We start from the raw sequence: 25,946 nt of genomic DNA on the forward strand, positions 1-25,946 counted from the left end.
AGGACACCCACTCCGGAAGGGGACTCGCCATGTCCGTCACCGACGAACTCCTGGCCAACAACGCCCGCTACGCCGAGCAGTTCTCCGGCCCCCTCCCCTTGCCGCCGGCCAAACACGTCGCGGTGGTGGCGTGCATGGACGCACGCATCAACGTCTACGCCGTGCTCGGCCTCAACGAGGGCGAGGCGCACGTGATCCGCAACGCCGGCGGCGTGATCACCGAGGACGAGATCCGCTCGCTCGCCATCAGCCAGCGCCTGCTCGGCACCGAGGAAATCATCCTCATCCACCACACCGATTGCGGCATGCTCACCTTCACCGACGACCAGTTCAAGAAGTCCATTCAGGACGATACCGGCGTCAAGCCCGCGTGGGCCGCCGAGGCGTTCGCCGACCTGGACGAGGACGTCCGCCAGTCGATCGCCCGGATCGAGAACTCGCCGTTCATCCCCGCGAAGGCGTCCGTGCGGGGATTCGTGTTCGACGTGACCACCGGAAAACTCCACGAAATCCGGCGATTCCCGGCTCAGCCGGACTCGTCCGGCGCCTGATGGTCGGTACCGGCGGGCTCGACTCCGGGAACCGCGCTACCGCAGGTAGACACCGAAGATGGCCATGGAAGCACGCCGGAACCGGTTCCGGCCGAGGGCGTAGTCGTCAGCAAGGAGGTAATCACCGGTTCCTGATCAGCCGGGCGTGGTCTCGCCGCCGAGAGCGGCGAGGACCTCGCCGCTGTAGTACGACGAAAGCCGGTTCGCGGCGAGGAAAACGTACGAGGGCGCCAGTTCGTCGGGGTGCGCCGCGCGGTTGAACGGCACCTGCGAGCCGAAGCTTTCGACCTTCTCGGGTGGGAACGTCGAGGGAATGAGGGGCGTCCACACCGGACCCGGCGCCACGCAGTTCACGCGGATGCCGCGCTCGGCCAATGCCTGGGCCATCGAGTACGTCCACGCGTGGATCGCGCCCTTGGTGGCCGAGTAGTCGATCAGGGACTTGTTGCCGCGCAAGCCGTTGACCGAGCCGGTGTTGATGATCGACGAGCCCTCGCCCAGGTGCGGCAGCGCGGCGGCGGTCACGCGGAAGTAGCTGTGCATGTTCACGTCGAACGTGCGCAACCACTGCTCGTCGGTGAGCTCCTCCGGCGAGTCCACCGGCCACTGCACCGCCGCGTTGTTCACGAGCAGATCGAGGCCGCCGAGCCGGTCGAGAGTGCGGGCGACGACGTCCCGGCACTGCTGCGCGTCCGCGAGATCCCCGGGCAGCAGCAGGCATTCGCGGCCCTCGGCCTCCACGCGGCTCGCCGTGTACTTCGCGTCGTCGTGTTCTTCCAGGTAGGCGATGGCGACGTCGGCGCCCTCCTTGGCGAACGCGATCGCCACCGCGCGGCCGATGCCCGAGTCGCCTCCGGTGATCAGCGCGCGGCGCCCGTCGAGGAGCCCGCTGCCGGTGTAGTCGGCCATGATGTCCCGCGGCCGGGGCTCCATGTCCTCCGTGACGCCGGGTGGTTCCTGCTGCTGCGGTGGGCGCTGTGCGTCGGACATGGGATCTCCTGTGCGGTCAGGGCGTCGGTACGCTCCCCGGTTACCCCGCGCCGTGCGATTCAAAGCAGGGGAATCGGACGATGCTCGCGGATCAGTTCGGTGCCGCGTTCGTAGTCCTCGTCGGCGTTGTACGTGAGCACGCCGAGCGCGGTGCCGCGGCGCTCGTACCAGACGGTGAACCCGCCGTCGACCGACACCGGCCGGGCGTCGTCGAAGCCGTCGCCCCAGGCCGCGTACTTCAGCACGTGATCGCCGATTTCCGACCAGAACCCGGGGACCGCGTCCCAGACCGTTTCCGCGCCCGCCGCCGAACGGCCCGCGACCTCACCCATCGCGAGTCCCTCGCCCCAGTGCTCGACGGCCAGTGCGCGCCCGGCCGGGGGGTTGTAGGCCAGCGCGATGTCGCCGGCCGCGTAGACGTCCGGGCGGCTGGTGCGCAGGCGCTGGTCGGTGCGCACACGACCGTTTTCCACAGTGAGCCCGGCCTTTTCGGCGAGCTCCACACGCGGCCGGACGCCGGTGGCGAGCAGGATCAGGTCGGTGTCGAGCGCGGATACGAGTCCCGTGTGGACACGGTGCCCTTCGGTGACCGCGTCGAGCGGCGTTTCACGCAGCACGCTGACACCCTCGGACTTGAGCCAGTGCAGGATCAGCTCACCGGCGTCGCGCCCGAGACGTTGCCGCTGCGGCACGGAATCGGGACACAGCATCGTCACCTGGACCCCGAGGCGCGACAACGACACCGCGGCCTCGCAGCCGATGAAGCCGGCCCCCACCACGACGGCGCTGCGAGCGGCACCGGCCGCGGCTCGCAGCTCGCGGGAACTCGTCAGCGACCGCAGGCAGCACACGTCCGGGTGGTCCGCGCCGGGAATCGGTGGACGGACGGGTTCTGCGCCGGTCGCCAGCACGCAGCGGGTGAACGGGCGGAACACGCCGGATTCTGTGCGGATCTCGTGCTCGCCAAGTTCCGCCACGGGATCGCCCAGGACGAGTTCCACGTCCGGGCCCGGATCGTCGAGGGCGAGGTCCGGCTCGCCGGACTCGCCGCGCAGGAAGTCCTTCGACAGCGGGGGCCGCGCGTAGGGAGGGTCCGGGTCCGCGGACACCACCCGCACCCGGCCCCTCCCGCCGGCTTCGCGGTAGGCCCGCGCGGCGGTGATACCCGCCGGGCCGCTGCCGATCACGACCAGGGTTTCGTCCGTCATACCGTGCGGTTACCCCGTCGTGCCGAGGTTCTCGCGCGCCGCTTCGAGGTCGGCGACGAACTCCGCCCGGGCCGTCTCACGGTCGGGCGCGCGCAGAACCGCCGACGGGTGCACGGTCGCGACGGCGACGTCGAACAGCCCGGCGAATTCCTCGGAGGGATCCAGGGGCCGGCCCCGCTGATTCGTGATCCGGAACGCCGTGCCGTAGACCGACTGAGCCGCGGTGGCGCCCAGCAGCAGCACCAGCCGAGGGCGCACGGCCCGCAGCTCCGCGACCAGCCACGGCCGGCACGCCACGACCTCGGTGCGCGAGGGCTTCTCGTGGATGCGCCGCTTGCCGCGTTCGGTGAACTTGAAGTGCTTCACGGCGTTCGTGACGTACAGCGCCTCCCGGTCGAACCCGGCCTCGGCGAGCGCGTCGTCGAGCAGACGGCCGGCCGGGCCGACGAAGGGCTTGCCCTGCTTGTCCTCCTGATCACCGGGTTGTTCCCCGGCGACGAAAACCTCGGCCCGGCGCGGCCCCTCGCCGAACACCGTCCGGTTCGCGGAGCGGTACAGCGCACACCCCGTGCAGTCGGCGGCGGCACGGCGCAGCCGGGTGAGATCGGTCGAGTCCGGGGGCGCGGCTCCCTGCGGCGACGGCATAGGGGATCGGATTCCCGTTCGGTGAACGGCGGAAACCTCCGTTCGGGTGTAAGCCGTCCCGGCCGGGGTACATCGAACGGATCAGATTTGCCGTATTGGACATCGGGTCTAATTCCGCCCAGTTACAGGCGGTGGACGTGTCCGCCGGGGCGCCGCCGCTGCCCGCGCACGCGGTGAAGGAGCCGACATTGCTGGCCGAGGAACTGTTGCTCAACGGCGCGCTGAGTGAAACCGGTGTCACGAGGGCGGCCGAGGCGGTCGGCCGGGCCGTGGACGCGGCCGTGCGCATGGGCGTCGACCAGCTCTGCCCCTTTGTCACGGCGGCGATCCGCGACGCCGCCAACCGCGACGAGGTCATCAACCGCATCGAGGCCGAGTCCGGCATCCGCCCGCAGTTCCTCTCGGGCGGAAGAGGCCCGCCTGACGTATCTCGCCGCGCGCCGCTGGTACGGCTGGTCGACCGGGCGGCTGCTGCTCGTCGACATCGGCGACGGGTCGATGGAGCTGGTGCTGGGCCGCGACGTCGAGCCCGAGCTGGCGCTCTCGCTGCCGCTGGGCGCCGGGCGGCTCACCCGCGAGTTCCTGACCGCCGATCCGCCGACGGGCAAGCAGGTGAAGGCGGTGCGCCGGCACACCCGCGACACGCTGTCGGAGGTGCTCGACCGCCTGCGCTGGGAAGGCCTGCCGCGGCGGGTTGTCGCCACCTCCAAGACGTTCAAGCAGCTGGCCCGCCTCGCCGGCGCGGCCCCGCAGCGCAAGGGACCGTTCGTGGCGCGTGAGCTGGAGGTGGCCGCGCTGCGGGAGTGGATTCCGCGGCTGGCCGAGGTCTCGGCGGCCAAGCGCGCCGGCCTCCGCGGTATTTCGCGCTCACGCGCGCGCCAAGTTGTGGCCGGCGCGCTCAGCGCGGAGGTGACGCTGTCGGCGCTGGACGTGAAGCGTGTCGAGATCTGCCCGTGGGCGCTTCGGGAAGGGATTCTGCTGCGCCACCTGGAACGGGTGGCGGAGATTCCGACTCTGCCGCTCACGCCGCTGTCCCGGCACCCGGACGCAACCGTCCGGACGCGGCGCACCGCTGAGGAGCAACCGTCGTCGTGATCCGGTTCGGCAGCCTCGCCCCACACCGGAGACCCGGGCCGCCGACCGACACCAGCGACACCACGGAGGTCCTATGAGTACCCGAATGGTCATCAGGCCCGACAGCACCCCCCTCAAGTGCGAGATCTGCGGCCAGACCGCGCTGCACGTGGCCCGGCTCGTCACCGAGGGCGGGGGTGAGATCGGGCAGACGGTGGTCTGCACGTCCTGCCGCCACCGCCGCCGCGTCGACAACGAGCGGTAGTCCACATCGGACCCAGTGGCGCGTGTTTACTCGGCGCGCCCGGGGGAATTCCTGGGCGGTACAACACTGCGCCAGCCACGAGGAGGAGCCCTGTGCCCGATGTCCGCGACTACCTGACCGACGTCGAATACCCCTGCGGACGCGAGGAACTGCTCCGCTGCGCCACCGCCCACGGAGCCGGTGACCAGATCATCGGCCGCCTGGGCACGCTGCCCGAGCAGGAGTACGCCGACGCCGATGCCGTCCACAAGCTTCTCGGCCCCGAATCGCCGTGAGCCAGCCGAACTTCAGGTGGAAGTTGACACAGTAGCCGGCAGCGACCGGCCCGGGCTGAGCGCCGGGCCGGTCGTTTGCCGGAACCCGCCGGCGCGGATCAGGTGCGTCGGCAGCGTGCTGGTGCCCAGCAGCACCAGGTCGCGGCCGGGGCACACCGCGGGACCCGCCCCCTCCAACCCGTCACCGTTCGAGTCGCTCCAGCAGATGCCGGATCGGAAGGGTCATGACCCCCAGGCCCAGCGCCGCGGTCACGCCATCCTCCGGGGCGGCCAGGCGGCGCTCCACAGTGGACATCAGGCGCCGGCTTCGGTCCAGTTCTCCCGCGTCGTCCGGAACCCGGACGGCCGCGCTCACGCTGTCGATCACCTCGGCCAGCGTCTCGCGGGGCGCCGGCCACGGATAGGTGAACGTCTCCTCGCGCTCGGACGCCGTGCGGACCGCGCCGATCAATCAGCCGCTCGGCGCGCTGGTCTAGGACGGTTCCGGAGCGCCGTCGCCGCAGGTTCAGGACACGTTCCTCCCGTGTGCGCCGAATGGCGTCGGCGGTCACCGCGACCACGCTGCGCAGCTCGCGGGCCTCCCCCAGCCAGTCCTCGACGTCGTCCGGCGGCTGCTCCGCGCGGATCAGCCCGGCGGTGCTGCCGAGGAACCCGGCGAGCGTGCCGGCCAGCGCGTCGATCGCCTCGACGAGCCGCCGGCCCGACAGCGGCGGGAACACCAACGCGTTCACCACCGCGCCGATCGCGGCGCCGATCGCCGTCTCCACAAGCCGGTCGCCGAGCAGCGCCGCCGGGGTGCCGTACGCGATCAGCAGCATGCCCGTGACGCCGACCCACACGCCCGACTCCCCGAACCTCCGCCACGACCCGATCAGCAGCCCGACGAACACCACCAGTCCCAAGGCCACGGCGGGCCACGGGATCACCTGCCCTGCCAGGCCCGCCAGCACGACACCAGCGCCGACCGCGCCGACCTGCTGCACCCAGCCACGCACCGAGCGGTAGACCGTCGTCTCCACGAGGAACACCGCCGCGTACGGCGCGAGGAACGGCTGCGGCAGGCGCAGCACGAGCGTTGCCAGCAACCACGCACCGGCCGCCGCCAAGGCAGCTTTCGCCGCCTGCACCAAGGTGCGGCGCTCCCGGCCCGGCACGCGGAGCGCACGCGACAGCCAGCCCACGGGCGTACGGACACCCTGGCCCAGCACGTCGTCGGGTCTCGTTTCCACGGGTGTCGTCCAGTCCACGTCCGGTGACTACCCGCCACGACGCATGTGTAGCCACCGGCTTCGCGGGTAGCCGGTTCGGACAGCCGACGAGAAACGGAGAGACCCGCATGAAGGCAGTCGTCTACCAGGGACCGCGAGACGTCGAGGTGCGCGAGGTGCCCGAACCGAAGATCGAGCAGCCCACCGACGCGATCATCCGGATCACCACGACGAACATCTGCGGGTCAGACCTGCACATGTATGAAGGCCGTACCGACGTCGAGCAGGGCAAGATCCTCGGGCACGAGAACATGGGGTTCGTCGCCGAGATCGGCGCCGGCGTGACCCGGGTGAAGGTGGGCGACCGGGTTTCGGTGCCGTTCAACGTCGCCTGCGGCACCTGCCGCAACTGCGGCGCCGGCTGGACGTCGTTCTGCGAACGGGTGAACCCGATCGACGGAATGGACGGCGCGGCCTACGGCTACGCGAGCATGGGCCCCTACGACGGCGGCCAAGCGGAGTACCTGCGCGTGCCGTACGCCGACTTCAACCTGCTCGACCTGCCTGCGGGCACCGAGTACGAGAACGACTTCACGATGCTGTCGGACATCTTCCCCACCGGCTGGCACGGCACCGAGCTCGCGGGGATGCGGCCCGGCGACCGCGTCGCGGTGTTCGGGGCGGGCCCGGTCGGGCTGCTGGCCGCGCACAGCGCGGTGATCCGCGGCGCGGCCGAGGTCTACGTCGTCGACAAGGAACGCGACCGGCTCGCGATGGCCGAGAAGATCGGCACCACCCCGATCGACCTGGCCGAGGCCGATCCGGTCGAGCAGATCCTGGCCGCCACGGGCGGCGCGGGCGCCGACTGCGGGGTCGAGGCCGTCGGCTACCAGGCCCACGACCACACCGGCGAGGAACACCCGGAGCTGGTGCTCGACAACCTGGTGAAGGTCGTGCGGCCGACCGGCGGGATCGGCGTGGTCGGCGTGTACGTGCCGGAGGATCCCGGCGCCGTGACCGAGCAGGCTCAGAATGGCCGGATCGCCTGGGACTACGGCAGTTTCTTCATGAAGGGCCAGCGCATGGGCACCGGCCAGGCGCCCGTCAAACGCTACAACCGGCAGCTGCGCGACCTGATCATCACCGGTAAGGCGAACCCTTCCTTCCTGGTCTCGCACGAGCTGTCGCTGGACGAGGCCGCCGCGGGCTACGAAAAGTTCGACCGCCGCGACGACGGCTGGACCAAGGTCCTGCTGCATCCGTGACCGGCCCCGGAGGGACACCATGCGGGTACTCGCACTCGTCTGCACGCTCAAACCGTCGCCGGCCGCCTCGAGCAGTGACCTCATCGCCCGGCAGCTGCTGGACCTGTTCGCCGAACGCGGCGCCACCGGCGAGCTCGTCCGTGTGGTGGACCACGACGTCAAACCCGGCGTCGAAGCCGACCTCGGCGACGGCGACGCGTGGCCCGCACTGCGGCACAAACTCCACGACGCCGACATCCTGCTGATCGCCACGCCCACCTGGGTCGGGCACCTGTCCAGCGTCGCGCAGCGCGTGCTGGAACGGCTCGACGCCGAACTGTCCGAAACTGACAGTGACGGACGGCCCGCGATGTTCGGCAAGGTCGCCGTCGCCGCCGTGGTCGGCAACGAGGACGGCGCCCACAAGATCATCGCCGACCTGTTCCAGGCGCTCAACGACACCGGCTTCAGCGTGCCGGCCCAGGGCGGCACGTACTGGAACGGCGAAGCGATGAAGGGCGGCGACTACACCGACCTCGCCGAAACGCCGGAAGCCGTGGCCTCGGCCAACGCGACCCTGGTCCGCAACGCCGTGCACCTCGCGACCCTGCTGGGCGAACACCGCTACCCGGTCGCTTGACCAGGAGGGACCCGCCGTGCCCGCTCCACCCTCAGCCGACACGCTGCGCCGTTACCGCCGGGCCTGCGACTACCTCGCCGCGGCGATGATCCACCTCAAGGACAACGTCCTGCTGACCGAGCCGCTGCGGCCCGAGCACCTCAAGCCGCGGCCGCTCGGACACTGGGGCACCTGCCCGGGCCTGACCCTCGTCTACGCCGGCCTGAACCGGCTGGTGGCCGAGACCGGGCAGCGCACGCTGCTGGTCACCGGGCCGGGGCACGGCGCCCCGGCGATCCACGCCAACCTGTGGCTCGAAGGCACCCACGCCGAATACGACGACAAACTGGCGCTGGACGGGTCCGGGCTCGCCGAGCTCGTCCGGCGCTTCTCGTGGCCAGGCGGGTTTCCCAGCCACCTCTCCCCCGAGGTGCCCGGCGTGATCCACGAGGGCGGCGAGCTCGGGTACGCCCTCGCCACGGCGTTCGGCGCCGCTTTCGACGATCCCGGCCTGCTGGTCGCCTGCGTCGTCGGGGACGGCGAAGCGGAGACCGGGCCGACGGCCGCCGCGTGGCACAGCCCGAAGTTCACCGGTCCCGGCGACGGCCGCGTGCTGCCGATCCTGCACCTCAACGGCTACAAGATCGCGTCGCCGACCCTCTACGAGGCGATGTCGGACGACGAGCTCACGGCCTACTTCACCGGCTGCGGGTGGACTCCGCTGCTGGTCGACGTCCGGGACGCCGACGACCCGGGAGTGCCGCTGGCCGACGCGCTCGCGCGGGCGCACGCCCAGGTCACCGGGCCGCCGCCGATGATCGTGCTGCGCAACACCAAGGGCCTCGGCCTGCCGGCCACCAGCCCGGACGGCACCCCGCTCGAAGGGACCTTCCACGCCCACCAGGTCCCGCTGCCCGGCGCGGCCCGCGACCCGGCGCAGCTGGCCGAGCTGGACCGCTGGCTGCGGTCCTACCGGCCGGAGGAGCTGTTCGACGCCGACGGCGTTCCCGCGCCCGATCTGCTTACCGTGCCGCCCGAACCGCGGCTGCGGCTCGGCCGCGTGCCGCAGGCCAACGGCGGGCTCCTGCGGCGCGACCTTCCGCTCCCCGAGATCGAGGATTTCGCCGTCACGGTGACCGGCCGCGGCGCGGTCGACGCCGGGCCGACCGAGGTCGCCGGCGCCTGGCTCGCCGAGCTGGTGCGGCAGGCGCCCGACACGTTGCGGGTCGTCTGCCCCGACGAGCTGGAGTCCAACAACCTCGGCGCGTTGCTGGAGGTCACCGCGCGGCAGTTCGACCGGGATGTCCCCGGCCACACCGAGCACCTCGCCGGCCGCGGGCGCGTGCTCGAAGTGCTGTCGGAACACCTGTGCCAGGGCTGGCTGCAGGGTTACCTGCTGACCGGCCGCCACGGCCTGTTCCCGTGCTACGAAGCTTTCGTATCCATTGTGGACAGCATGGTGAACCAGTACGCCAAGTTCCTCAAGATGTCCGGCGAGGTCGCGTGGCGGGCCCCGGTGGCGAGCCTGAACTACCTGCTCACCAGCGACGGGTGGCGCCAGGAACACAACGGCTACAGCCACCAGGGCCCCGGGTTCATCAACCAGATGCTCACCAAAAAGGCCGGCACCGCGCGGATCTACTTCCCGCCTGACGCCAACACCCTGTTGGGGACCCTGCATCGCTGCCTGTCCTCGACCGATCTGATCAACGTCGTCGTCGCGGGAAAGCAGAGCGGACCGGTGTGGCTCTCCCCCGACGAGGCCCGGGCACACTGCCGCGCGGGCGCGGCGGTCTGGCCGTGGGCGGGCCACGACGGTGAGGCCGACGTCGTGCTGGCGTGTGCCGGGACGACCCCGACCGTCGAAGCGCTCGCCGCGACGGACCTGCTCCGCGACGCCGCGCCCGACTTGCGGGTGCGGGTGGTCAACGTCGTCGACCTGCTGTCGCTGTGCCCGCCGGACCGGCATCCCCACGGCTTGTCGGACGAGGCCTTCGCCGAGTGCTTCGGCGAAAACGTTCCTGTCGTTTTCGCCTTCCACGGCTATCCGTCGGCAGTGCACGAGGTGCTGCACGGCCGGCCGGGTGCGCAACGCTTCCACGTGCACGGTTATCTCGAGGAAGGCACCACCACCACGCCGTACGACCTGCTGGCGAGCAACCGGATGAGCCGCCACGACCTCGCCGCCGACGCGGCCACCCGGGCCCGCGGCTGGTCCTCGGCGGGCGGGGACCTGGCGCGGCGGTTCCGGCAGCAGCGTGACGCGGCGCTGGCGAGCGCCTACCGGAACGGCGAGGACGCGCCCGAGATCACCGGGTGGCGGTGGCCGCGATGACCGTGCTGACGGTCAACCCCGGCTCCGCCAGCCTGCGGCTGCACCTCGTGGACGCCCGGACGGAGGAAGTCCTCGGCACCGGTGACGACGTCGAGTCCTTTGTGGACCGGTATGGCACCGTCGACGTGGTCGCGCACCGGCTCGTGCACGGTGGCCCGGATATCGTCGAACCCACCGTCGTCACCCCGACGGTCCGCGCCGCGATCGCCGCGGTCCGCTCGCTCGCGCCCGAGCACGTGCCGAAGACCGAGGCGCTGCTCGACCGGCTGACCGAGCGCCTGCCGGACGCACGGCACGTCGTCTGCCCGGACACGGCGTTCCACCGGACCCTGCCGGCGATCGCGCGCACCTACCCGCTGCCGGAGCGCTGGCGAGCGCGCTGGGACCTGCGCCGCTACGGTTTCCACGGCCTGTCCTTCGCCTGGGCGGCCCGCCGCGCCGCCGCGCTGCTGCGCCGCCCCGCCGCCGAGCTGAACCTGCTCGTCGCGCACCTTTCCGGCGGGTGCTCGGTCTGCGCGGTGTCGCGCGGCCGCAGTGTCGACACCTCCATGGGCCTCACACCGCTGGAGGGAACGATGATGGCGAAGCGGTCCGGCACCGTCGACCCCGGTCTGCTGCTGTGGCTGCTGCGCGAAGGCAAGGTGACCCTCGACGAACTGGAAGACGGCCTCTACCACCACTCCGGGCTCCTCGGCCTGTCCGGCACGTCGGACGACACCCGCGACCTGGTGCGCGCCGGCGACGTCGAGGCCAAGTTCACCCTCGCCGTGTTCGAGCACCGCGCCCGCCGTGAACTGGCGGCGGTGGCCGCGAGCCTGGACCGGGTCGACGCCCTGGTGTTCACCGGCGACATCGGCTGGGACCAGCCCGAGGTCGCCGAAGCCGTCGCCGCGGGCCTCGGCGTGCTCGGCATCTCCGGTGGGCTCAGCCGAAATCGCGACGAGGACGCGGTGATCAGCCCGCCCGGCGCGGCCGTGCCCGTGCTCGCCGTCCGGTCCCGAGAGGAACTGGAACTGGCCAGGGCGGCGGCGGGCGTGGGTTGATCACCACCCTCCCTCGTGGTGAGCTGCCGTCAGCTCTGCGCGCGGCGGGCCAGCCGTTCCCGTTGCGGCACCACCACGTACTTCGGATCCTTTGTGGACTCCACTCCGGCCGCGTACACCCCGAACCGCGTGCACAGCCCGGACGCCAGGTAAGCCGCCCCGGCGGCCACACCCGCCACACGGCTGCGACGCGCGGCCAGCGACAGCACGGCGCCGGCGGCGGTGAGCGACTTGGCCGCTTTGAGCAGCTTTCCCGCGCGGCCCGTGCGGTACGGCTCCGAGACCAGGCCCAGTCCGGTCTCCAGGTGGTGCTCGGCGAGCAGCTCGGCAGCGGCCGCGGCGAGGCCGGCGCGCACGACCGGGCCGTTCTCCGCCGGAGGCACCGAAATCAGCGCGGCCCCGGCGCCACTGGTCACCGCGCTGCCCGCGAACAGGATCGGCAGCGTGCCGCCGGCCTCGTGCCACGACGGGGTCGCCGTATCGCCCAGCAGCACGGCGGTGTAGGTGCACATCGCCGGGCCGAGGACGCCCGCGCCAGCCCCGGCGAGGCGACCGACGCGCGGCAGGATGCCGGTCACCCCTGAGAAGGCCGCCACCGCCGCGAGCCCGGAGAACGGGGAGAGGATCCACGATCCCACCGACAGCGGCGAGGTCGGCTTGAGCACGCGCAGCATGTTCAGGAACCGCGTCGGCTTGCCCAGGTCGTGGACCAGCGCCACGACGCTCGCGAGAGAGCCGCCCGAGGCGACCAGCCGGCCCACCCGGGCCAGTGCCGGACGGCCGGTGAGGTCGGCCAGCGCGGCCATCGACGCCGAGGCCCCGGCGGCGCCGCCGAGGAACAGGTACAGCGGCACGTCCGGCTGCTTCCAGGCCGGTTCCTTCAGGATCGGGCGACCGTAATACGAGCGGAACTCGACGGGTTCGACCATGGCGCGTTCGCGGCGGGGGCTCATCGGCGCCGGCCCAGGAACGACACGACCAGCGCGGCGGCCACCCCGGCCGCGGTCGTCGCGGCGCGTTTCCACATCGCCGGCAGATCGCGGGTCGTCACGACGGGGTCGGGTGGGAAGCCGTAGACCTCGGGTTCGTCCAGCAGCAGGAAAAACGCGCCGTCGCCACCGACGCCGTCGTCCGGATCGTGGCCGTAGAGGCGAGCTTCCGGCACCCCGTCCGCGTGCAGCGCGTCGACTCGTGACGCGGCCCGCGCGCGGAGCTCGGCCAGCTCCCCGAACTGGATGGAGTCGGTCGGGCAGGCCTTGGCGCACGCGGGTTCCAGGCCGGCGCCGAGCCGGTCGTAGCAGAGGGTGCACTTGAAAGCGCGGCCGTCGCTCTCGCGTTTTTCGATGACGCCGTACGGACAAGCGGGCACGCAGTAGCCGCAGCCGTTGCAGATGTCCTGCTGCACCACGACCGTGTCGAACTCGGTGCGGAACAACGCGCCCGTCGGGCAGACGTCGAGGCACGCGGCGTGGGTGCAGTGCTTGCAGACGTCGCTGGACATCAGCCAGCGCACACCGGGCTCCTGCTCAAGCTGTCGAGGCGCGCCGACCGTCGGCATCCCCAGGTCCACCGCGGGCTGTTCGATGAACGCGACGTGCCGCCAGGTGTTCGAGCCCAGCTCGCCGGTGTTGTCGTAGGACATCCCGAGCAGGTCCAGCTCACCGGACTCCGGGACGCCGTTCCACTCCTTGCAGGCGACCTCGCACGCCTTGCAGCCGATACACACGGATGTGTCGGTGAAGAACCCCATGCGGGGCTGGGTGCCGTACTCAGCCATCGGCTCGCCTCCGGTAGTCGGCCACGAAGTCCAGGAGGGACGGCCCGCGCGGCCGCCGTCCCGGGCGGATGTCGCAGGTGGCCGCCTTGGCCTCCTGGATGTGCACGTTCGGGTCCAGCACGATCGAGAGCAGATCGTTGGCCGCGTCGCCGCGCGAGAGGCCGTTGGGACCCCAGTGGTAGGGCAGCCCGACCTGGTGGATGGTCCGGCCCCGGACCTTGAGCGGCTTGATCCGATCGGTCACGAGCACGCGGGCTTCGATCGCCGTGCGCGCCGAGACGATGGTCGCCCAGCCGCCGTTCTCCAGGCCGCGTTCGGCCGCGAGCGCCGGGGAGACCTCGCAGAAGAACTCCGGCTGCAGCTCCGCCAGGTGCGACAGCGTCCGGCTCATGCCGCCCGCCGTGTGGTGCTCGGTGAGCCGGTAGGTCGTGAACACGTACGGGTACACCGAACTGCGCGCCGGGTTGTACGGGTTCGACGGGCTGTCCAGCGTCTGGCGCGTCGGCGACTCCTGCCGGCTGTACAGGGCGTTGTCGACCGGGCTCTCGAACGGCTCGTAGTGCGTCGGGAGCGGACCGTCGACCAGGCCCGCGGGCACGTAGAGCCAGGCCTTGCCGTCGGTCTGCATGATGAACGCATCTCCGCCGCCGAGCGCCGCCTGTGCCTTCGCGCCTTCGGGCGGGACGTAGTCCGGTGCCTTGGTGGGCTCGAAGTCCGGGACGTCGGGGCCGGTCCACTTGCCCTGCCCGGCGTCCCAGGAGAGCAGCTTTTTCCGTTCGCTCCAGGGATTTCCGTCCGGGTCCGCCGAGGCGCGGTTGTAGAGGATCCGCCTGTTCGCGGGCCACGCCCAGGCCCAGCCGTTCGCCACCCAGTCCTGTTCGGACCCCGGCTGCCGGTTCGCCGCGTGGTTGTGTCCGTCGGCGCGGACTCCGCAGTAGATCCAGCAGCCGCAGGAGGTCGAGCCGTCGTCCTTCAGCTCGGTGTAGGCCGACAGCGGGCCGCCGGGGCCGTGGCCGTTGATCTCCGCGAGCACCGATTCCGCGCTCGGGTCGGCCGTCGGGCCCTCGGTCGGGTAGCTCCAGGTGAGGTCGCGGATCGCCGCGTCCCGCGGGTCGTCGCCCACGCGTTCCCTGATCAGGCGGCCCAGGTGGTAGTAGAACCACAGGTCGCTGCGGGCCTCGCCAGGCGGCTCCACGGCCTTGTGGTGCCACTGCAACAGGCGCTGGGTGTTGGTGAAGCTGCCGTCTTTCTCGGTGTGCGCGGCGGCGGGCAGGAAGAAGACCTCGGTGCCGATCTCCTCCGATTTCAGCTCGCCGGTCTCGATTTCCGGGCCGTCCTTCCAGAACGTCGCGCTCTCGATCATCTGCAGGTCCCGCACGACCAGCCAGTCGAGGTTGGCCATGCCGAGGCGCTGGAGCTTCCCGTTGGCCGAGCCGACCGCCGGGTTCTCGCCGACCAGGAAGTAGCCCTTGCACTCCCCCTCGATCTGCTTCTGCACCGTTGCGTACGTGCCGTGGTCGCCGGTCAGCCGCGGCAGGTGAGCGAACGCGAAGTCGTTGTGCGGCTGGGCGTGGTCACCCCAGTAGGCCTTCAGCAGGCTGACGGTGTAGGCCTGCATATTGCCCCAGAAGCCGGTCTGGCCCGCGTCCGCCTCGACGAACTCCGCAAGGGTCTGGTGCTGGTGCGCGTGCGGCATCGGGATGTAACCGGGCAGCAGGTTGAACAGCGTCGGGATGTCGGTGGAGCCCTGGATGCTGGCGTGCCCGCGCAACGCGAGGATGCCGCCGCCGGGTCGGCCGATGTTGCCCAGCAACGTCTGCAGGATCGACGCCGTGCGGATGTACTGCGCGCCGACGCTGTGCTGCGTCCACCCGACCGAGTACACCCACGCCGTGGTGCGCTCGCGCCCGGAGTTCGCGGTGACCGCCTCCGCGATCTCGGTGAACTGCGCGACCGGGATCCCGCAGATGTCTGCGACCGCTTCGGGTGTGTAGCGAGCGAAGTGCCGCTTGAGGACCTGGTAGACGCACCGCGGGTGCCGCAGCGTCTCGTCCGTCTTGGGCTTGGCGCCCACCGCCGCGCCGCCGCTGCCGTATGAGTCGGCGCGGGCGGTGCGCTGATGGCCCTCGCCGCCGTGGCGGGGCTCAGAACCGGGCTCGCCGGGCTGCTCCGGATCGGTCGACCCGGCCGCCGGCAGCGTCGGGGCGCCCTCGTAGGCCCACGTCGTCATGTCGTACCGGCGCTTCTCGGGGTCGAAACCGGAGAAGAGACCGTCGAGGTCCTCGGTGTCGGCGAAGTCCTCACGCAGGATCGCGGCCGCGTTGGTGTAGGCGAGCACGTACTCCCGGAAGTCGAGGTCGTGGTCCAGCACGTACTTGATCAGCCCGCCGAGGAACGCGATGTCCGACCCGGCCCGCAGCGCCGCGTGGACGTGCGAGACCGCGCTGGTGCGCGTGAACCGCGGGTCGATGTGGATGATCTTCGCGCCGCGGGCCTTCGCCTCCATCACCCACTGAAACCCGACCGGATGGCACTCGGCCATGTTCGAGCCCTGGATGACGATGCAGTCGGCGTTGGCGAGATCTTGCTGGAACGTCGTGGCGCCCCCACGACCGAAGGAGGTCCCCAGACCGGGAACCGTGGCGGAGTGTCAAATACGCGCCTGGTTCTCGATCTGGATCGCGCCGAGCGCGGTGTAGAGCTTCTTCATCAGGTAGTTCTCTTCGTTGTCCAGCGTCGCGCCGCCGAGGCTGGCTAAGCCGAGCGTGCGGTTGAGCTTGCGGCCCTGGTCGTCGACGTCCTGCCACGTGTCGGCGCGCGTCTTCAGCACGCGGTCGGCGATCATGTCCATCGCCTCGTCCAGCGGCAGGCGCTCCCACTCCGTGCCGTACGGGCGGCGGTAGAGGACCTCGGTGACACGGCTCGGGCTGGTCACGAGCTGTTTGCTGGCCGAGCCCTTCGGGCACAGGCGACCGCGCGAGATCGGCGAGTCCGGGTCGCCTTCGATCTGGGTGACGGCGCCGTCCTTGACGTACACCTTCTGGCCGCAGCCGACCGCGCAGTACGGGCAGATCGACCGGACCACCCTGTCGGCGTCTTCGGTGCGGGCGTGCCAGGTCTCCGAACCGGCGGACTTGGCCGCGGCGGCGCGGGCCGTGCGATCGGGACCGGTCAGCTGCCGGTACACCGGCCAGCCTTCGATCCACTGCCGCACGCCCATGCCTCGCACGTTAATCGCCGTACGCGGGATTCGCAGCCCCAACCACACGTCTGGTGCCGCCAGCCTGCCGTTCGGTGACGCCGAGGGCGTCCAGGTGTTCCAGCAGCGGAATCATCACGCGACGGGTGCTGTCCAGCGCCCGCCGGGCCTCGGACACGGTGAAGGGTTTCCCCAGCGCGGCCAGCGCTTCCGCGGCGCGCCGCGGTGCGGCCGGGCCGAGCACCACGCCGTCCGCGACAGCTCTCAGGCGGCCCAGGCGCACGGCGGCGGCCAGCTCGCGGGTGCCCAGGCCGAGCTCGCGCAGTTCGTCCGCTTCCGGCGCCTGGAACGGGTGCTCGGCGAAGCGCTTCTCGAGCACGGCGAGCGCGCGTTCGACGTCCGTGCTCAACCCCGCGCCTGGGCGCCGCACGAGTCCGCCGGCCACGGTCAGGCCGTCCGCCAGGATCGCCGGTACCAGTTCGGCAGCCGGCAGGCCGAGCCGCTGCCGGAGCACGGCGACCGGCATGCCGGCGGCGATCGGATGCTCGCGCGTCCATCCGGCCACCACCCGGGGCGCCTCCTCGCGCAGCCGGGCGAGGTGCGCCGGGTCGGCGTGCCAGTCGCCGAGCCGCTCGCCGGCCTCCGGGAGGCCGAGGGCGTGGAAGTCGTCGTGGCGCACGAACCCTTCGCGGCGCAGCAGATCCCAGCCGGGTTCCGGCGCCGCCAGCTCCGTGCCCCGCGCTCGCGCCGCGCCACGGCGGGCCAGCGGCGGCGGCCGGACGTCGAGGACGTCGAACCCGGCCGGGATCCGGTGTTCTCCCGGGTCCCGCAGCAGTCCCCGATCACCCACGCGTAGCGGCAACGGCGTCGCGAGCAGCAGCCGCGCGGTGTCCGGGCCGAGCGGGCGGACCCGTGCGGGCACGGCCGCGGAGCCGAGGTGCGCCACCAGGTGCCGGTGCAGCTCGGCCGCGGGTGTCCCGCGCAACCGCACGTCGAGCTCGGCCGTGGTGCGCCACGCGCCGGGCGTGAGCAGGGCGTCGCCGCGCTCGGCCGCGTCGCGGGCCACGCCGCGCAGGTTCACGGCGACCCGGGCCACGGCGGACACGCTCTCGTGCGCTTCGCCGAGGGACTGCAGGCCGCGCACCCGGACGCGGGCCTCGCCGAGCGTCAGCTCGTCTCCGACACGCAGCGTGCCGGCGCCGAGCGTGCCGGTGACGACCGTGCCGGCGCCCTTGATCGTGAACGCCCGGTCGATCCAGAGCCGGACGTCTGCTCCCGGGTCCGGCGGCGGCAGGCCGGCGGCAAGCTCGGTCAGCCGGGTGCGCAGCTCGTCGAGGCCCGCACCGGTCGTGCCGCTGACGGCGACGGCGGGCACCTGGCCGAGTGCCGTCTTCGCGATTTCCCGCAACGCCGCCGCGGTGGCCGCCGCGGGGTCCGCGCGGTCGGCCTTGGTGACGACGAGCAGGCCGTGGCGGACCCCGAACGCATCGAGAGCGGCCAGGTGCTCGGCCGACTGCGGCATCCAGCCCTCGTTCGCGGCGACCACGAACAGCACGGCCGGCACCGGACCGATCCCGGCCAGCATGTTCGGTACGAACCGCCGATGCCCCGGAACGTCGACGAACGCGAGCTCCTCGCCGGCCAGCCGCATCCAGGCGAAGCCGAGGTCCAGTGTCAGGCCGCGGCGGCGTTCCTCGGCCCACCGGTCCGGCTCCATGCCGGTGAGCCGGCGGATGAGCGTGGACTTCCCGTGGTCGACGTGTCCGGCCGTGGCGATCACCCGCATCGGCGCACGGCCTCCCGCAGCATCACGTCCTCGGCCGGGCGCACCGTGCGCAGGTCGAGCAGGCACTTCTCGCGCACGATCCGGCCGACCACCGGAGGCTCACCCCGTCGCAGCGCCGCCGCGTAGCGGGCGGGCAAGGAGACGGCCGAGCTCGGCAGTTCGACGCCCGGCGCCCCGCCGCCTCCGACGACCGCCACCGAGTCCACGGCCCGGGCGTGCACTCCGGCCGAGCGCAGAGCCGCGGCCAGCGTTTCGGCGCGCGTCCGGAGTTCTCCGACGTCGGCGCCGAGTGCCGCGCGCACCGGTGGCTCCGGGCCGCGCAGAGTGGCTTCGAGCGCGGCGAGCGTGAGCTTGTCCACGCGCAGCGCCCGAGCGGCGGGATGACGCCGAAGCCGTTCGATCAGCGCGGCGTCTCCGAACAGCAGCCCGGCCTGCGGGCCACCGAGGAGCTTGTCACCGCTCGCGGTCACCACAGCGGCGCCGTCGGCCAGCGCGGTCGTGACGTCCGGCTCCCCGGGCAGCAACGAGTGCGGCGCCAGCAGGCCCGACCCCACGTCGGCGACCACCGGCACGCCGAGCCCGGCCAGCTCGGCGACGCTCGCTTCGGACGTGAAGCCGGTAACGCGGTAGTTCGAGGGGTGGACTTTCAGCACGAACCCCGTGTCCGGGCCGACGGCGGCCGCGTAGTCGCGGGCGGAGGTGCGGTTGGTCGTGCCGACTTCGCGCAGCCGCGCGCCGGTCGACTCCAGCAGGTCGGGGATGCGGAAGCCGTCGCCGATCTCGACCAGCTCACCGCGGCTGACCACGATCTCCTTGTCCTGCGCCAAAACCAGCGCGCACAACAGCAAGGCGGCCGCGTTGTTGTTCACCACGTGCACCGCCGCGCCCGGCACCGCGGCGGTCAGGGCCGCGAGGGCACCGCGGCCGCGTTTCGCGCGCTCGCCGGTCCCGAGGTCGAACTCGACGTCGGTGGTCCCGGCCGCGGCGACGACCGCGTCGAGCGCGGCAGCGGACAGCGGCGCGCGGCCGAGGTTGGTGTGCACGAGAACGCCGGTCGCGTTCAGCACGGCTCGCAGCGAAGACCCGGTGGCGGGCAGCCGGGCCAACACGTCGTCGACGACCTCTCCCGGCCCGATCTCCCCGGCTCTCGCCCGCTGCTGCGCCGCCACGACCAGCGACTTCACCAGGTCACGCCCGAGCGTGCCGGCCGCCTTCGCGAGCCGCGGCTCGGCGAGCACGGAATCGGTGCGCGGGATCGCCCGCCGCGGGTCACCCATGGCGGAGGCGGACGGGAATCGAACCCGCCAGCGGCAGGACCTGCCGCTCAACGGTTTTGAAGACCGCGCCGGTCACCAGGCCGGAAACGCCTCCCTGGGGCATCCCGCCATCCTGCCAACACGGCGGCGCCCGCGCATGATGAGCGCCATGACCATCCGGCTGACCCAGTACGCCCACGGCGGCGGCTGCGCGTGCAAGATCCCGCCCGGTGAGCTCGAATCCGTGGTCGGCGGTCTCACCGGCGCCCGGCCCGCGAACGCGGCCGGTGAGCTGCTGGTCGGCCTGGACGCCGGTGACGACGCGGCGGCTGTCCGGATTTCCGGCGGGACGGCGCTCATCGCGACCACGGACTTCTTCACCCCGGTCGTCGACGACCCGTACGACTGGGGCCGGATCGCCGCGGCCAACGCATTGTCCGACGTGTATGCGATGGGCGGCACGCCCGTGGTCGCGGTGAACCTGCTGGGCTGGCCGCGCGATGTCCTGCCGTTCGAGCTGGCCGCCGAGGTCCTGCGCGGCGGGCTCGACGTGTGCGGCGAAGCGGGGTGCCACCTCGCGGGCGGCCACAGCGTCGACTCCCCGGAACCCCAGTACGGCCTCGCCGTCACCGGGACGGCAGACCCGGACCGGTTGCTGCGCAACGACTCCGGCCGCGCGGGTGTGCCGCTCACCCTCACCAAGCCGCTCGGCATCGGCGTGCTGAACTCCCGCCACAAGGCCACCGGCGAGCGGTTCGAGCACGCCATCGCCACGATGACCACGCTCAACCGCGACGCTTCGGTCGCCGCACTGGCCACGGGCGCCGTGTGCGCGACGGACGTCACCGGGTTCGGACTGCTCGGCCACCTGCACAAGCTGGCCCGCGCGAGCGGCGTCACCGCGCGGATCGACCCGGCGGCCGTGCCCTACCTCGACGGCGCGCGCGAAGCGCTGCGCGACGGCTACGTCAGCGGTGGCACCCGGCGCAACCTCGACTGGGTCCGCCCGCACGCCGACCTGTCGCGGACCACCGAGACCGAAGCCCTGCTCCTGGCCGACGCCCAGACTTCCGGCGGACTGCTGGTGGCGGGCGAGCTGCCCGGCCACCCGGTGATCGGCGAGCTCGTGGCGCGTTCGGACCACACGGTCGTGGCCGGCTGAGAGCCGCGTTTGCGCCGCGGGTCCGGCGGGTAGACACGGAACCGGTGTCCCGGAAGATCAGCAGGTGTCGCGGTGTCCATGTTGACCGTCCTCTTCGGCGTCGCCGGGCTGCTCGCGCTCGCCGCGGCCGTGCTGCCGAAGCTGGTCGCCGACCGGCCGTTCTCGACCCCGCTCGTGATGCTGATCGCCGGCATCGGGCTCGGCCTGCTGCCACTGCCCGCGCCGTATGGCGACGGGTGGGCCGACCCGGCCGCGCACCTGACCGGCGTCGAGTCGTTCGCCCAGCTGGGCATCCTGGTGTCGCTGGCCGGGGCCGGGCTTTCGGTGGACCGCCCGTTCGGAGTCCGCCGCTGGGCGTCGGCCTGGCGGCTGCTGGGCATCACGATGCCCGCGATGATCGCCGTCGTCGCGCTGCTCGGCTGGTGGTGGCTCGCGCTCACCCCGGCCGTCGCGATGCTGCTGGGCTCGGTCCTGGCGCCGACCGACCCCGTGCTGGCCGGCGACGTCGGCGTCCCCTCCCCCGACGTCGGCGCGCACCTGGCCCGCCACAACGAGATCCGGTCCACGCTCACCATCGAGGCCGGCCTGAACGACGGCCTGACCATGCCCTTCGTCCTCCTGGCGCTCGCACTGGCCGGGCAGCCCCCCGAGCCGGACGCCGGGTGGATCCTGGTGGACCTCGTCCTGCCGGTCGGCATCGGCGTGCTGGTGGGGCTCGGCGCCGGAAAACTGCTGGGATGGGCGATGTTCGGCACGGCCTCTTCGCGCTTCCGGCTGGCCGACTACGCCGACGGCCTCGTGCTGCTCGCCCTCGCCTTCCTGCCGTATGCGGTTGCGGAACTCGTCCACGGAAACGGTTTCGTGGCCGTGTTCGTCGCCGCCGTCGCGGTGCGCGCGGAGGAACGGTCGCACGAGTACCACGAGGTGCTGCACGCCTTCGGCCGTCAGCTGGAACGGCTGTTCGTCGCACTCGCACTACTGGGGCTCGGCGTGGCCCTCGGTGACGGGCTGCTGCACGGCTTCTCACCCGTCGAGCTGCTCGTGGCCGGCGTCGTGGTGCTCGTCGTGCGGCCCGTGCTCGGATGGCTCGCCCTGCTCGGTTCGCCGGCCGGACGGCACGCCTCAGGTGCGATCGCGTTCTTCGGCGTGCGCGGGATCGGCACGATCTTCTACCTCGCCTACGCCCTCGATCGCTTCCCCGTTCCCGGACAAGACGTGCTCTGGCGCGTCGGCGCCCTCACCATCGCCTTGTCCGTGCTGGTCCACGGCATCCTTGCCGGCCCCACCATCCGGCGGATCGAAGCCGCAGGCGGCCACCTGCCGACCATCGGCGACCCCGGCGGGTTGACCGGCCCGCGCAACGGGTAGCTCCAGCCATGCGCGCGACGGCGGAGATCCTGGCGCGTCGTGCCCTGGGTGCGCACCACCGCGATCGCCGCCGGAGCCCAGGCGAACGACCGCGCGGGCTACCTGCACGACGTCCTGCCGGTGCTGCCGCCGCTGCCCCCGCCGGCCGGGTTTTCCTTGACGTGGACCGGACCCGGCCTGCTGAGCGCCGCGGCGACCGCCGCCCTCACGCCGGCTGCCACGGCCGCCGCGCTGTGGTGGCGGCGATGTGGCTGTCAACGAACGGAAAACACGGTGTCCAGCTCAGCGGCTTCGCCGATCCCGTCTCGTGGGCCGAATACCTCAGTTCGGCCGATTTCTGGAACCGCGCGCTGAAGAACTGGCAGTCGGAGTGGCGACAGCGGCTCCCGAGTCCGAACCCCTCGGCGCACCGAACCAGGTCACGGACGAAACGGGCTGAACCTCGGAAGCCACGCATATCCTCGGCGCCAGCGGGTACGCGGAAAGCAGATCACGTCCAGCCGACGTCGAGGAGTGGCCGCGATGTGCCCGGCGAGCGCCCCGCAGTACCGTCCCCCAGCCACGCTGCATCTCCACGAGCCCGCACAGGTGCCCCACGCGGCCACGCTGCGCCGGGCTGTCGCCCGCTGGGCCGGCGCCCGCGGCTTGGCGCCGCCGCTGATCACCGACGTGGAACTCGCGGTCTACGAAGCCCTGATCAACGCCGTCGAGCACGCGTACGCCGCGGGCTCCAAGAATGGCGGAGTGGAATTGCGCGCCCACCACGAAGAGCGCAGCCTCCGCGTCACGATCACTGACGAAGGCCGATGGCAGCCACCACGCGGCCCCGACCCGCGCCACGGTCGTGGCCTGCCCCTCATCCGCGCCCTCACCGACGACGTCACCATCACGCCCACACCCCACGGAACCACAGTCACCATGAGCTGGCACCTGCCACCCGGTGGCGCCTCGAACTGACACTCCGCGGTGCGGAGTCGTTTGGCCGGCAAGGAAGCGGGTAAACCTGGCTGCGGGCGCGACCCCGAGCCGAGACGCGCCGCCGGCCGTTCGGCCGGCGGCGCCGCCACTTTTGGCGAAAGCGTGGCCGACCGGTTACCCCTGCGACAGTCCGGAAAGGAGCACCGCATGCCCGAGCCGACCGCCGTGCTGTTCGACGTGGACGGCACGCTCGTCGATTCGAACTACCTGCACGTCCACGCCTGGCTGCGCGCCTTCCACGCCGTGGATCGTCCGGTGGACGGCTGGCGCGTGCACCGGGCGATCGGCATGGGTTCGGACAAACTCCTCGCCCGGCTCCTCGGCCACGCGGACGCCGAGCAGCTCGGCTCCCTCGTGAAGGAACTGCATTCCGCGCTGTACCTGCGTGATTCGGACCTGCTGCGGCCGTTTCCCGGTGCCCGCGATCTGATCCGGACCCTGGCCGGGCGCGGAGCACGCGTCGTGCTCGCCACGTCCGCAGGGCCCGACGAGCTGGAGATCCTGCGGCAGGTTCTCGACGTCGACGACGAGGTCGCCGCGGTCATCGCCGGCAAGGACGTCGAAGCAACCAAACCCGACGCCGAGCCGATCGTCGTCGCCTTGGACGCGGCCGGCGCCGGTTCCGCGCGGTCGATTTTCGTCGGTGACGCCGTCTGGGACGTCGAGTCCGCCCGCCGCGCGGAGGTCCGAACGGTCGGAGTCCGCTCCGGCGGAATCAGCGCCGCGGAACTTCGCGATGCCGGCGCGGTGGCCGTCTACCGCGACGTCGCAGAAATACTGGCACAGCTCGACAACAGCCCGCTGGCACCACTGCTCCGGGATTGATCGCCGCGGAAGAGCCGGTAACGGCCACGCACCAGCCCGGCCCAGAAAACTGGACCGGGCTGGGCGGGCAGGGGTCATCGCAGCACTTTCCGCCTCCGGCCAAAGGCGGCAGCGGCGAGCGAAACCCCGAGCGCGGCCAGCACGATCTGGGTGATCAGCTCGAGCCAGTCAATCCCTTCGGTGTCGGCGTATCCGGCCGCACGTGCGATCGCCGTCCCCGCGAACGCCGCGATGATCCCGACCACGATCGTGAGCCACAGCGGAATCTTCTGCTTTCCCGGCGCAAGCAGCCGACCGAGAACGCCGATGATCAAACCGATGACGAGTGCGCTGATGATTCCGGCGATAGCCATCGCTGACTTCCTTTCCAAGCGATGACCTCGAATACCCGGACGCGGCCGAGCGAAACCAGCGCTTGCGGAAATTCGCATCGCCGCCGCCCCGTGATACCGCGACCAGATCGCGCCGGGGTGAAACGCCCGGTGTTTGGGCTCACTCCACGGGGGAACCACTTATTGATGACGGACCTGCCCGCCCCGCTGTCGTTGTGGATCGACACCGCGCCCGCGCCCGAACGCGGCTCGGGGCCACCGCCCACGTGGGCCGACGTGGTCGTGCTCGGGGCCGGGATCGCGGGGCTGACCACGGCGGTGCTGCTGGCGCGGGCCGGGAAGTCGGTGGTCGTGCTGGAGGCCGGCCGGGTGGCGAGCGGCGTGTCCGGGCACACGACGGCGAAGGTGAGCGCCCAGCACGGGCTGAAGTACGCCGAGCTCGAGGCGCGCCACGGTGCCGACGCCGCGAAGACCTACGCGGGGGCGCAGTCCGCGGCACTGGAGTGGATCGCCGCCGAAGCGGGCATCGACTGCGCGTTCACCCGCGCGCCCAGCTACGTCTACACGACGCAAGGCGGGACCGTCGACAAGCTCAAGAAGGAAGCCGACGCGGCCATGAAAGCCGGGCTTCCGGCGGCGTACGTGAAGGACGTCGAGCTGGACGTGCCCGCCCTCGGTGCCGTACGCGTCGCCGGGCAAGCGCATTTCCACCCCCGCCGTTGGCTGCTCGGGCTCGCCGCCGAGGTCGAACTCGCAGGCGGCACCGTCCTCGAGCACACGCGCGCGCTGGGCCTCGACTTGCGCGGCCGGGTCGTGCGGACGTCCCAGGGTGACGTCGAGGCCGACGACGTGGTGGTCGCCACGCACTACCCCGTGTTCGACCGAGGGCTCTACTTCGCCCGGCTCGACCCGGTGCGCGACCTGGTCGTCGCGGGCCCGGCGGCCGGCAACGCCGCACCGGACGGGATATACCTCGACGCCGACACCCACCACTCGGTGCGCGCCTACACCGCCGACGGCACCCCGACCGTCGTCGCCGGCGGCGAGCACTACCGCGTGGGGGCCGAATCACACATCGAGGAACGCTACGAACGCCTCGCCGCCTGGGCCGGCGAACACGCGGGCCTGCACCGCGTGACCCACCGCTGGTCCGCACACGATCTGTCCACTTTGGACGGACTGCCGTACGCCGGCCGCTATCTGCCCGCCTCGTTGCCGCTGTGGGTCGCGACGGGCCTCGGCCAGTGGGGCATGACCGGCGGCACGGCGGCAGGCCAGGTCGTCGCCGCCCGCATCCTGGGTAAGGACCACCCTGCCGCCGCGCTGTTCGACCCCAACCGCTTCGACGCGCGCTCGGTGCTCAGCCTCGCCGAAGACGCCTTCGAGGTTGGCCGCCACCTCGTCGGCGACCACGTGTCCGTGTTGCAGCAGGGCCGCTCCCTGGACCAGGTACGACCGGGCCAGGGCGCCGTGGTCCGCGTGGGCGCTGAACTGGTCGCTGCCTACCGAGCCGAAGACGGCGACCTGCACACCGTGGAAGCGCATTGCACGCACCTCCGCTGCCTAGTGGCCTTCAACGACGCCGAACACACATGGGACTGCCCGTGCCACGGCTCCCGCTTCGCCCCCGACGGCGACGTCGTCCAGGGCCCCGCCGTCCGACCGTTGCGCCGGCATCACCGCTGAGCCATCAGCACGCCCTTGGCCCGTCCGACGGCCCCTCCGATCGACCAGTGCCGATGCATCGCTATTCCGCGCGACGGGCAACCACCCCGGGGTATCTGGAGGGAATGACGCGATTGCGAC

Annotated in this window: 22 protein-coding genes, 1 tRNA gene and 2 pseudogenes; 14 read left to right on the forward strand and 11 right to left on the reverse strand. The window is 71.9% G+C overall.

Going from position 1 to position 25,946, the window contains the following annotated elements; translation table 11 throughout:
* Nucleotides 1-29 precede the first annotated feature (29 nt).
* Nucleotides 30-551, forward strand: a complete 522-nt coding sequence (locus tag AB0383_RS03940) for a carbonic anhydrase (protein ID WP_364176204.1) — start codon at nt 30-32, stop codon at nt 549-551.
* A 135-nt stretch (nt 552-686) separates the two neighbouring features.
* Here AB0383_RS03940 and AB0383_RS03945 read toward each other — a convergent pair whose 3' ends face one another.
* The 3 genes from AB0383_RS03945 to AB0383_RS03955 are packed head-to-tail and all read right to left on the reverse strand — an operon-like array spanning nt 687 to nt 3,394.
* Nucleotides 687-1,541 (reverse strand): SDR family oxidoreductase, encoded by an 855-nt coding sequence (locus AB0383_RS03945; RefSeq protein WP_366185040.1) that lies wholly within the window; start codon nt 1,539-1,541, stop codon nt 687-689.
* 59 nt (nt 1,542-1,600) lie between these two features.
* Nucleotides 1,601-2,749 carry an FAD/NAD(P)-binding oxidoreductase gene (locus AB0383_RS03950; RefSeq protein ID WP_366185042.1) on the reverse strand — a complete coding sequence of 383 codons (1,149 nt, stop codon included), beginning with the start codon at nt 2,747-2,749 and terminating at the stop codon, nt 1,601-1,603.
* Nucleotides 2,750-2,758: 9 nt separating this feature from the next.
* Nucleotides 2,759-3,394, reverse strand: coding sequence for a UdgX family uracil-DNA binding protein (locus AB0383_RS03955; protein WP_366185044.1), 636 nt, complete (start codon nt 3,392-3,394; stop codon nt 2,759-2,761).
* A gap of 173 nt (nt 3,395-3,567) precedes the next feature.
* On the opposite strand from AB0383_RS03955, the pseudogene AB0383_RS03960 reads away from it, so the two are divergent.
* The 3 genes and pseudogenes from AB0383_RS03960 to AB0383_RS03970 all read left to right on the forward strand — a co-directional run bounded on the left by AB0383_RS03960 (nt 3,568) and on the right by AB0383_RS03970 (nt 5,008).
* Nucleotides 3,568-4,489: pseudogene (locus AB0383_RS03960) on the forward strand (hypothetical protein).
* A 73-nt stretch (nt 4,490-4,562) separates the two neighbouring features.
* Entirely contained in the window at nt 4,563-4,733 is a 171-nt protein-coding gene (locus tag AB0383_RS03965) for a hypothetical protein (RefSeq protein ID WP_366185046.1), read from the forward strand.
* Between the two features lie 92 nt (nt 4,734-4,825).
* A complete protein-coding gene (locus tag AB0383_RS03970) occupies nt 4,826-5,008 on the forward strand; it encodes a DUF2795 domain-containing protein (protein ID WP_366185048.1) in 183 nt (60 codons plus the stop codon).
* A 98-nt stretch (nt 5,009-5,106) separates the two neighbouring features.
* Here the strand turns inward: AB0383_RS03970 and AB0383_RS03975 are convergent, their stop codons facing one another.
* Nucleotides 5,107-6,237, reverse strand: coding sequence for an FUSC family protein (locus tag AB0383_RS03975; protein ID WP_366185050.1), 1,131 nt, complete (start codon nt 6,235-6,237; stop codon nt 5,107-5,109).
* A 107-nt stretch (nt 6,238-6,344) separates the two neighbouring features.
* On the opposite strand from AB0383_RS03975, the gene AB0383_RS03980 reads away from it, so the two are divergent.
* From AB0383_RS03980 to AB0383_RS03995, 4 genes are read left to right on the forward strand one after another with little or no spacing between them, the layout of a single operon-like run.
* A complete protein-coding gene (locus AB0383_RS03980; RefSeq protein ID WP_364176224.1) occupies nt 6,345-7,481 on the forward strand; it encodes a glutathione-independent formaldehyde dehydrogenase in 1,137 nt (378 codons plus the stop codon).
* 19 nt (nt 7,482-7,500) lie between these two features.
* Entirely contained in the window at nt 7,501-8,100 is a 600-nt protein-coding gene (locus AB0383_RS03985) for an NAD(P)H-dependent oxidoreductase (protein ID WP_366185053.1), read from the forward strand.
* A 16-nt stretch (nt 8,101-8,116) separates the two neighbouring features.
* A complete protein-coding gene (locus AB0383_RS03990) occupies nt 8,117-10,414 on the forward strand; it encodes a phosphoketolase family protein (protein WP_366185055.1) in 2,298 nt (765 codons plus the stop codon).
* Nucleotides 10,402-11,457, forward strand: a complete 1,056-nt coding sequence (locus tag AB0383_RS03995; RefSeq protein ID WP_364176421.1) for an acetate kinase — start codon at nt 10,402-10,404, stop codon at nt 11,455-11,457. The genes AB0383_RS03990 and AB0383_RS03995 overlap by 13 nt, the downstream gene beginning before the upstream one ends.
* Nucleotides 11,458-11,486: 29 nt before the next feature.
* On the opposite strand, the gene nrfD is transcribed toward AB0383_RS03995, so the two are convergent.
* The 6 genes from nrfD to AB0383_RS04025 all read right to left on the reverse strand — a co-directional run bounded on the left by nrfD (nt 11,487) and on the right by AB0383_RS04025 (nt 19,590).
* On the reverse strand, nt 11,487-12,410 hold the full coding sequence (gene nrfD, locus AB0383_RS04000) for an NrfD/PsrC family molybdoenzyme membrane anchor subunit (protein WP_366185057.1): 924 nt from the start codon (nt 12,408-12,410) through the stop codon (nt 11,487-11,489).
* Nucleotides 12,407-13,234, reverse strand: a complete 828-nt coding sequence (locus AB0383_RS04005; RefSeq protein ID WP_366185059.1) for a 4Fe-4S dicluster domain-containing protein — start codon at nt 13,232-13,234, stop codon at nt 12,407-12,409. Before AB0383_RS04005 ends, nrfD begins: the two co-directional genes overlap by 4 nt.
* Complete coding sequence (gene fdh / locus AB0383_RS04010) at nt 13,227-16,454, reverse strand: formate dehydrogenase (RefSeq protein WP_366185061.1); 3,228 nt, start codon at nt 16,452-16,454, stop codon at nt 13,227-13,229. The genes AB0383_RS04005 and fdh overlap by 8 nt, the downstream gene beginning before the upstream one ends.
* A 10-nt stretch (nt 16,455-16,464) precedes the next feature.
* Entirely contained in the window at nt 16,465-18,219 is a 1,755-nt protein-coding gene (gene selB / locus AB0383_RS04015; protein WP_366185063.1) for a selenocysteine-specific translation elongation factor, read from the reverse strand.
* Nucleotides 18,210-19,496 (reverse strand): L-seryl-tRNA(Sec) selenium transferase, encoded by a 1,287-nt coding sequence (gene selA, locus AB0383_RS04020; protein ID WP_366185065.1) that lies wholly within the window; start codon nt 19,494-19,496, stop codon nt 18,210-18,212. Before selA ends, selB begins: the two co-directional genes overlap by 10 nt.
* Nucleotides 19,496-19,590: transfer RNA gene (locus AB0383_RS04025), tRNA-Sec, on the reverse strand. Before AB0383_RS04025 ends, selA begins: the two co-directional genes overlap by 1 nt.
* A gap of 54 nt (nt 19,591-19,644) precedes the next feature.
* On the opposite strand from AB0383_RS04025, the gene selD reads away from it, so the two are divergent.
* The 5 genes and pseudogenes from selD to AB0383_RS04050 all read left to right on the forward strand — a co-directional run bounded on the left by selD (nt 19,645) and on the right by AB0383_RS04050 (nt 23,808).
* On the forward strand, nt 19,645-20,637 hold the full coding sequence (gene selD, locus AB0383_RS04030) for a selenide, water dikinase SelD (RefSeq protein WP_364176247.1): 993 nt from the start codon (nt 19,645-19,647) through the stop codon (nt 20,635-20,637).
* Between the two features lie 78 nt (nt 20,638-20,715).
* Entirely contained in the window at nt 20,716-22,005 is a 1,290-nt protein-coding gene (locus AB0383_RS04035; RefSeq protein ID WP_366185507.1) for a cation:proton antiporter, read from the forward strand.
* A 245-nt stretch (nt 22,006-22,250) separates the two neighbouring features.
* A pseudogene (locus AB0383_RS04040) lies at nt 22,251-22,319 on the forward strand (hypothetical protein); the annotation flags it as partial.
* A gap of 208 nt (nt 22,320-22,527) precedes the next feature.
* A complete protein-coding gene (locus tag AB0383_RS04045) occupies nt 22,528-22,962 on the forward strand; it encodes an ATP-binding protein (RefSeq protein WP_364176253.1) in 435 nt (144 codons plus the stop codon).
* A gap of 168 nt (nt 22,963-23,130) precedes the next feature.
* Nucleotides 23,131-23,808, forward strand: a complete 678-nt coding sequence (locus tag AB0383_RS04050; protein ID WP_366185068.1) for an HAD family hydrolase — start codon at nt 23,131-23,133, stop codon at nt 23,806-23,808.
* 74 nt (nt 23,809-23,882) lie between these two features.
* Here the strand turns inward: AB0383_RS04050 and AB0383_RS04055 are convergent, their stop codons facing one another.
* Nucleotides 23,883-24,161 (reverse strand): GlsB/YeaQ/YmgE family stress response membrane protein, encoded by a 279-nt coding sequence (locus AB0383_RS04055; RefSeq protein WP_366185070.1) that lies wholly within the window; start codon nt 24,159-24,161, stop codon nt 23,883-23,885.
* Between the two features lie 165 nt (nt 24,162-24,326).
* Here AB0383_RS04055 and AB0383_RS04060 point away from each other — a divergent pair, with 165 nt between their 5' ends.
* Complete coding sequence (locus AB0383_RS04060) at nt 24,327-25,826, forward strand: FAD-dependent oxidoreductase (protein ID WP_366185072.1); 1,500 nt, start codon at nt 24,327-24,329, stop codon at nt 25,824-25,826.
* The last annotated feature ends 120 nt before the right edge of the window (nt 25,827-25,946 follow it).

Source organism: Amycolatopsis sp. NPDC051373 (genome assembly GCF_040689465.1).
Lineage (GTDB): Bacteria > Actinomycetota > Actinomycetes > Mycobacteriales > Pseudonocardiaceae > Amycolatopsis.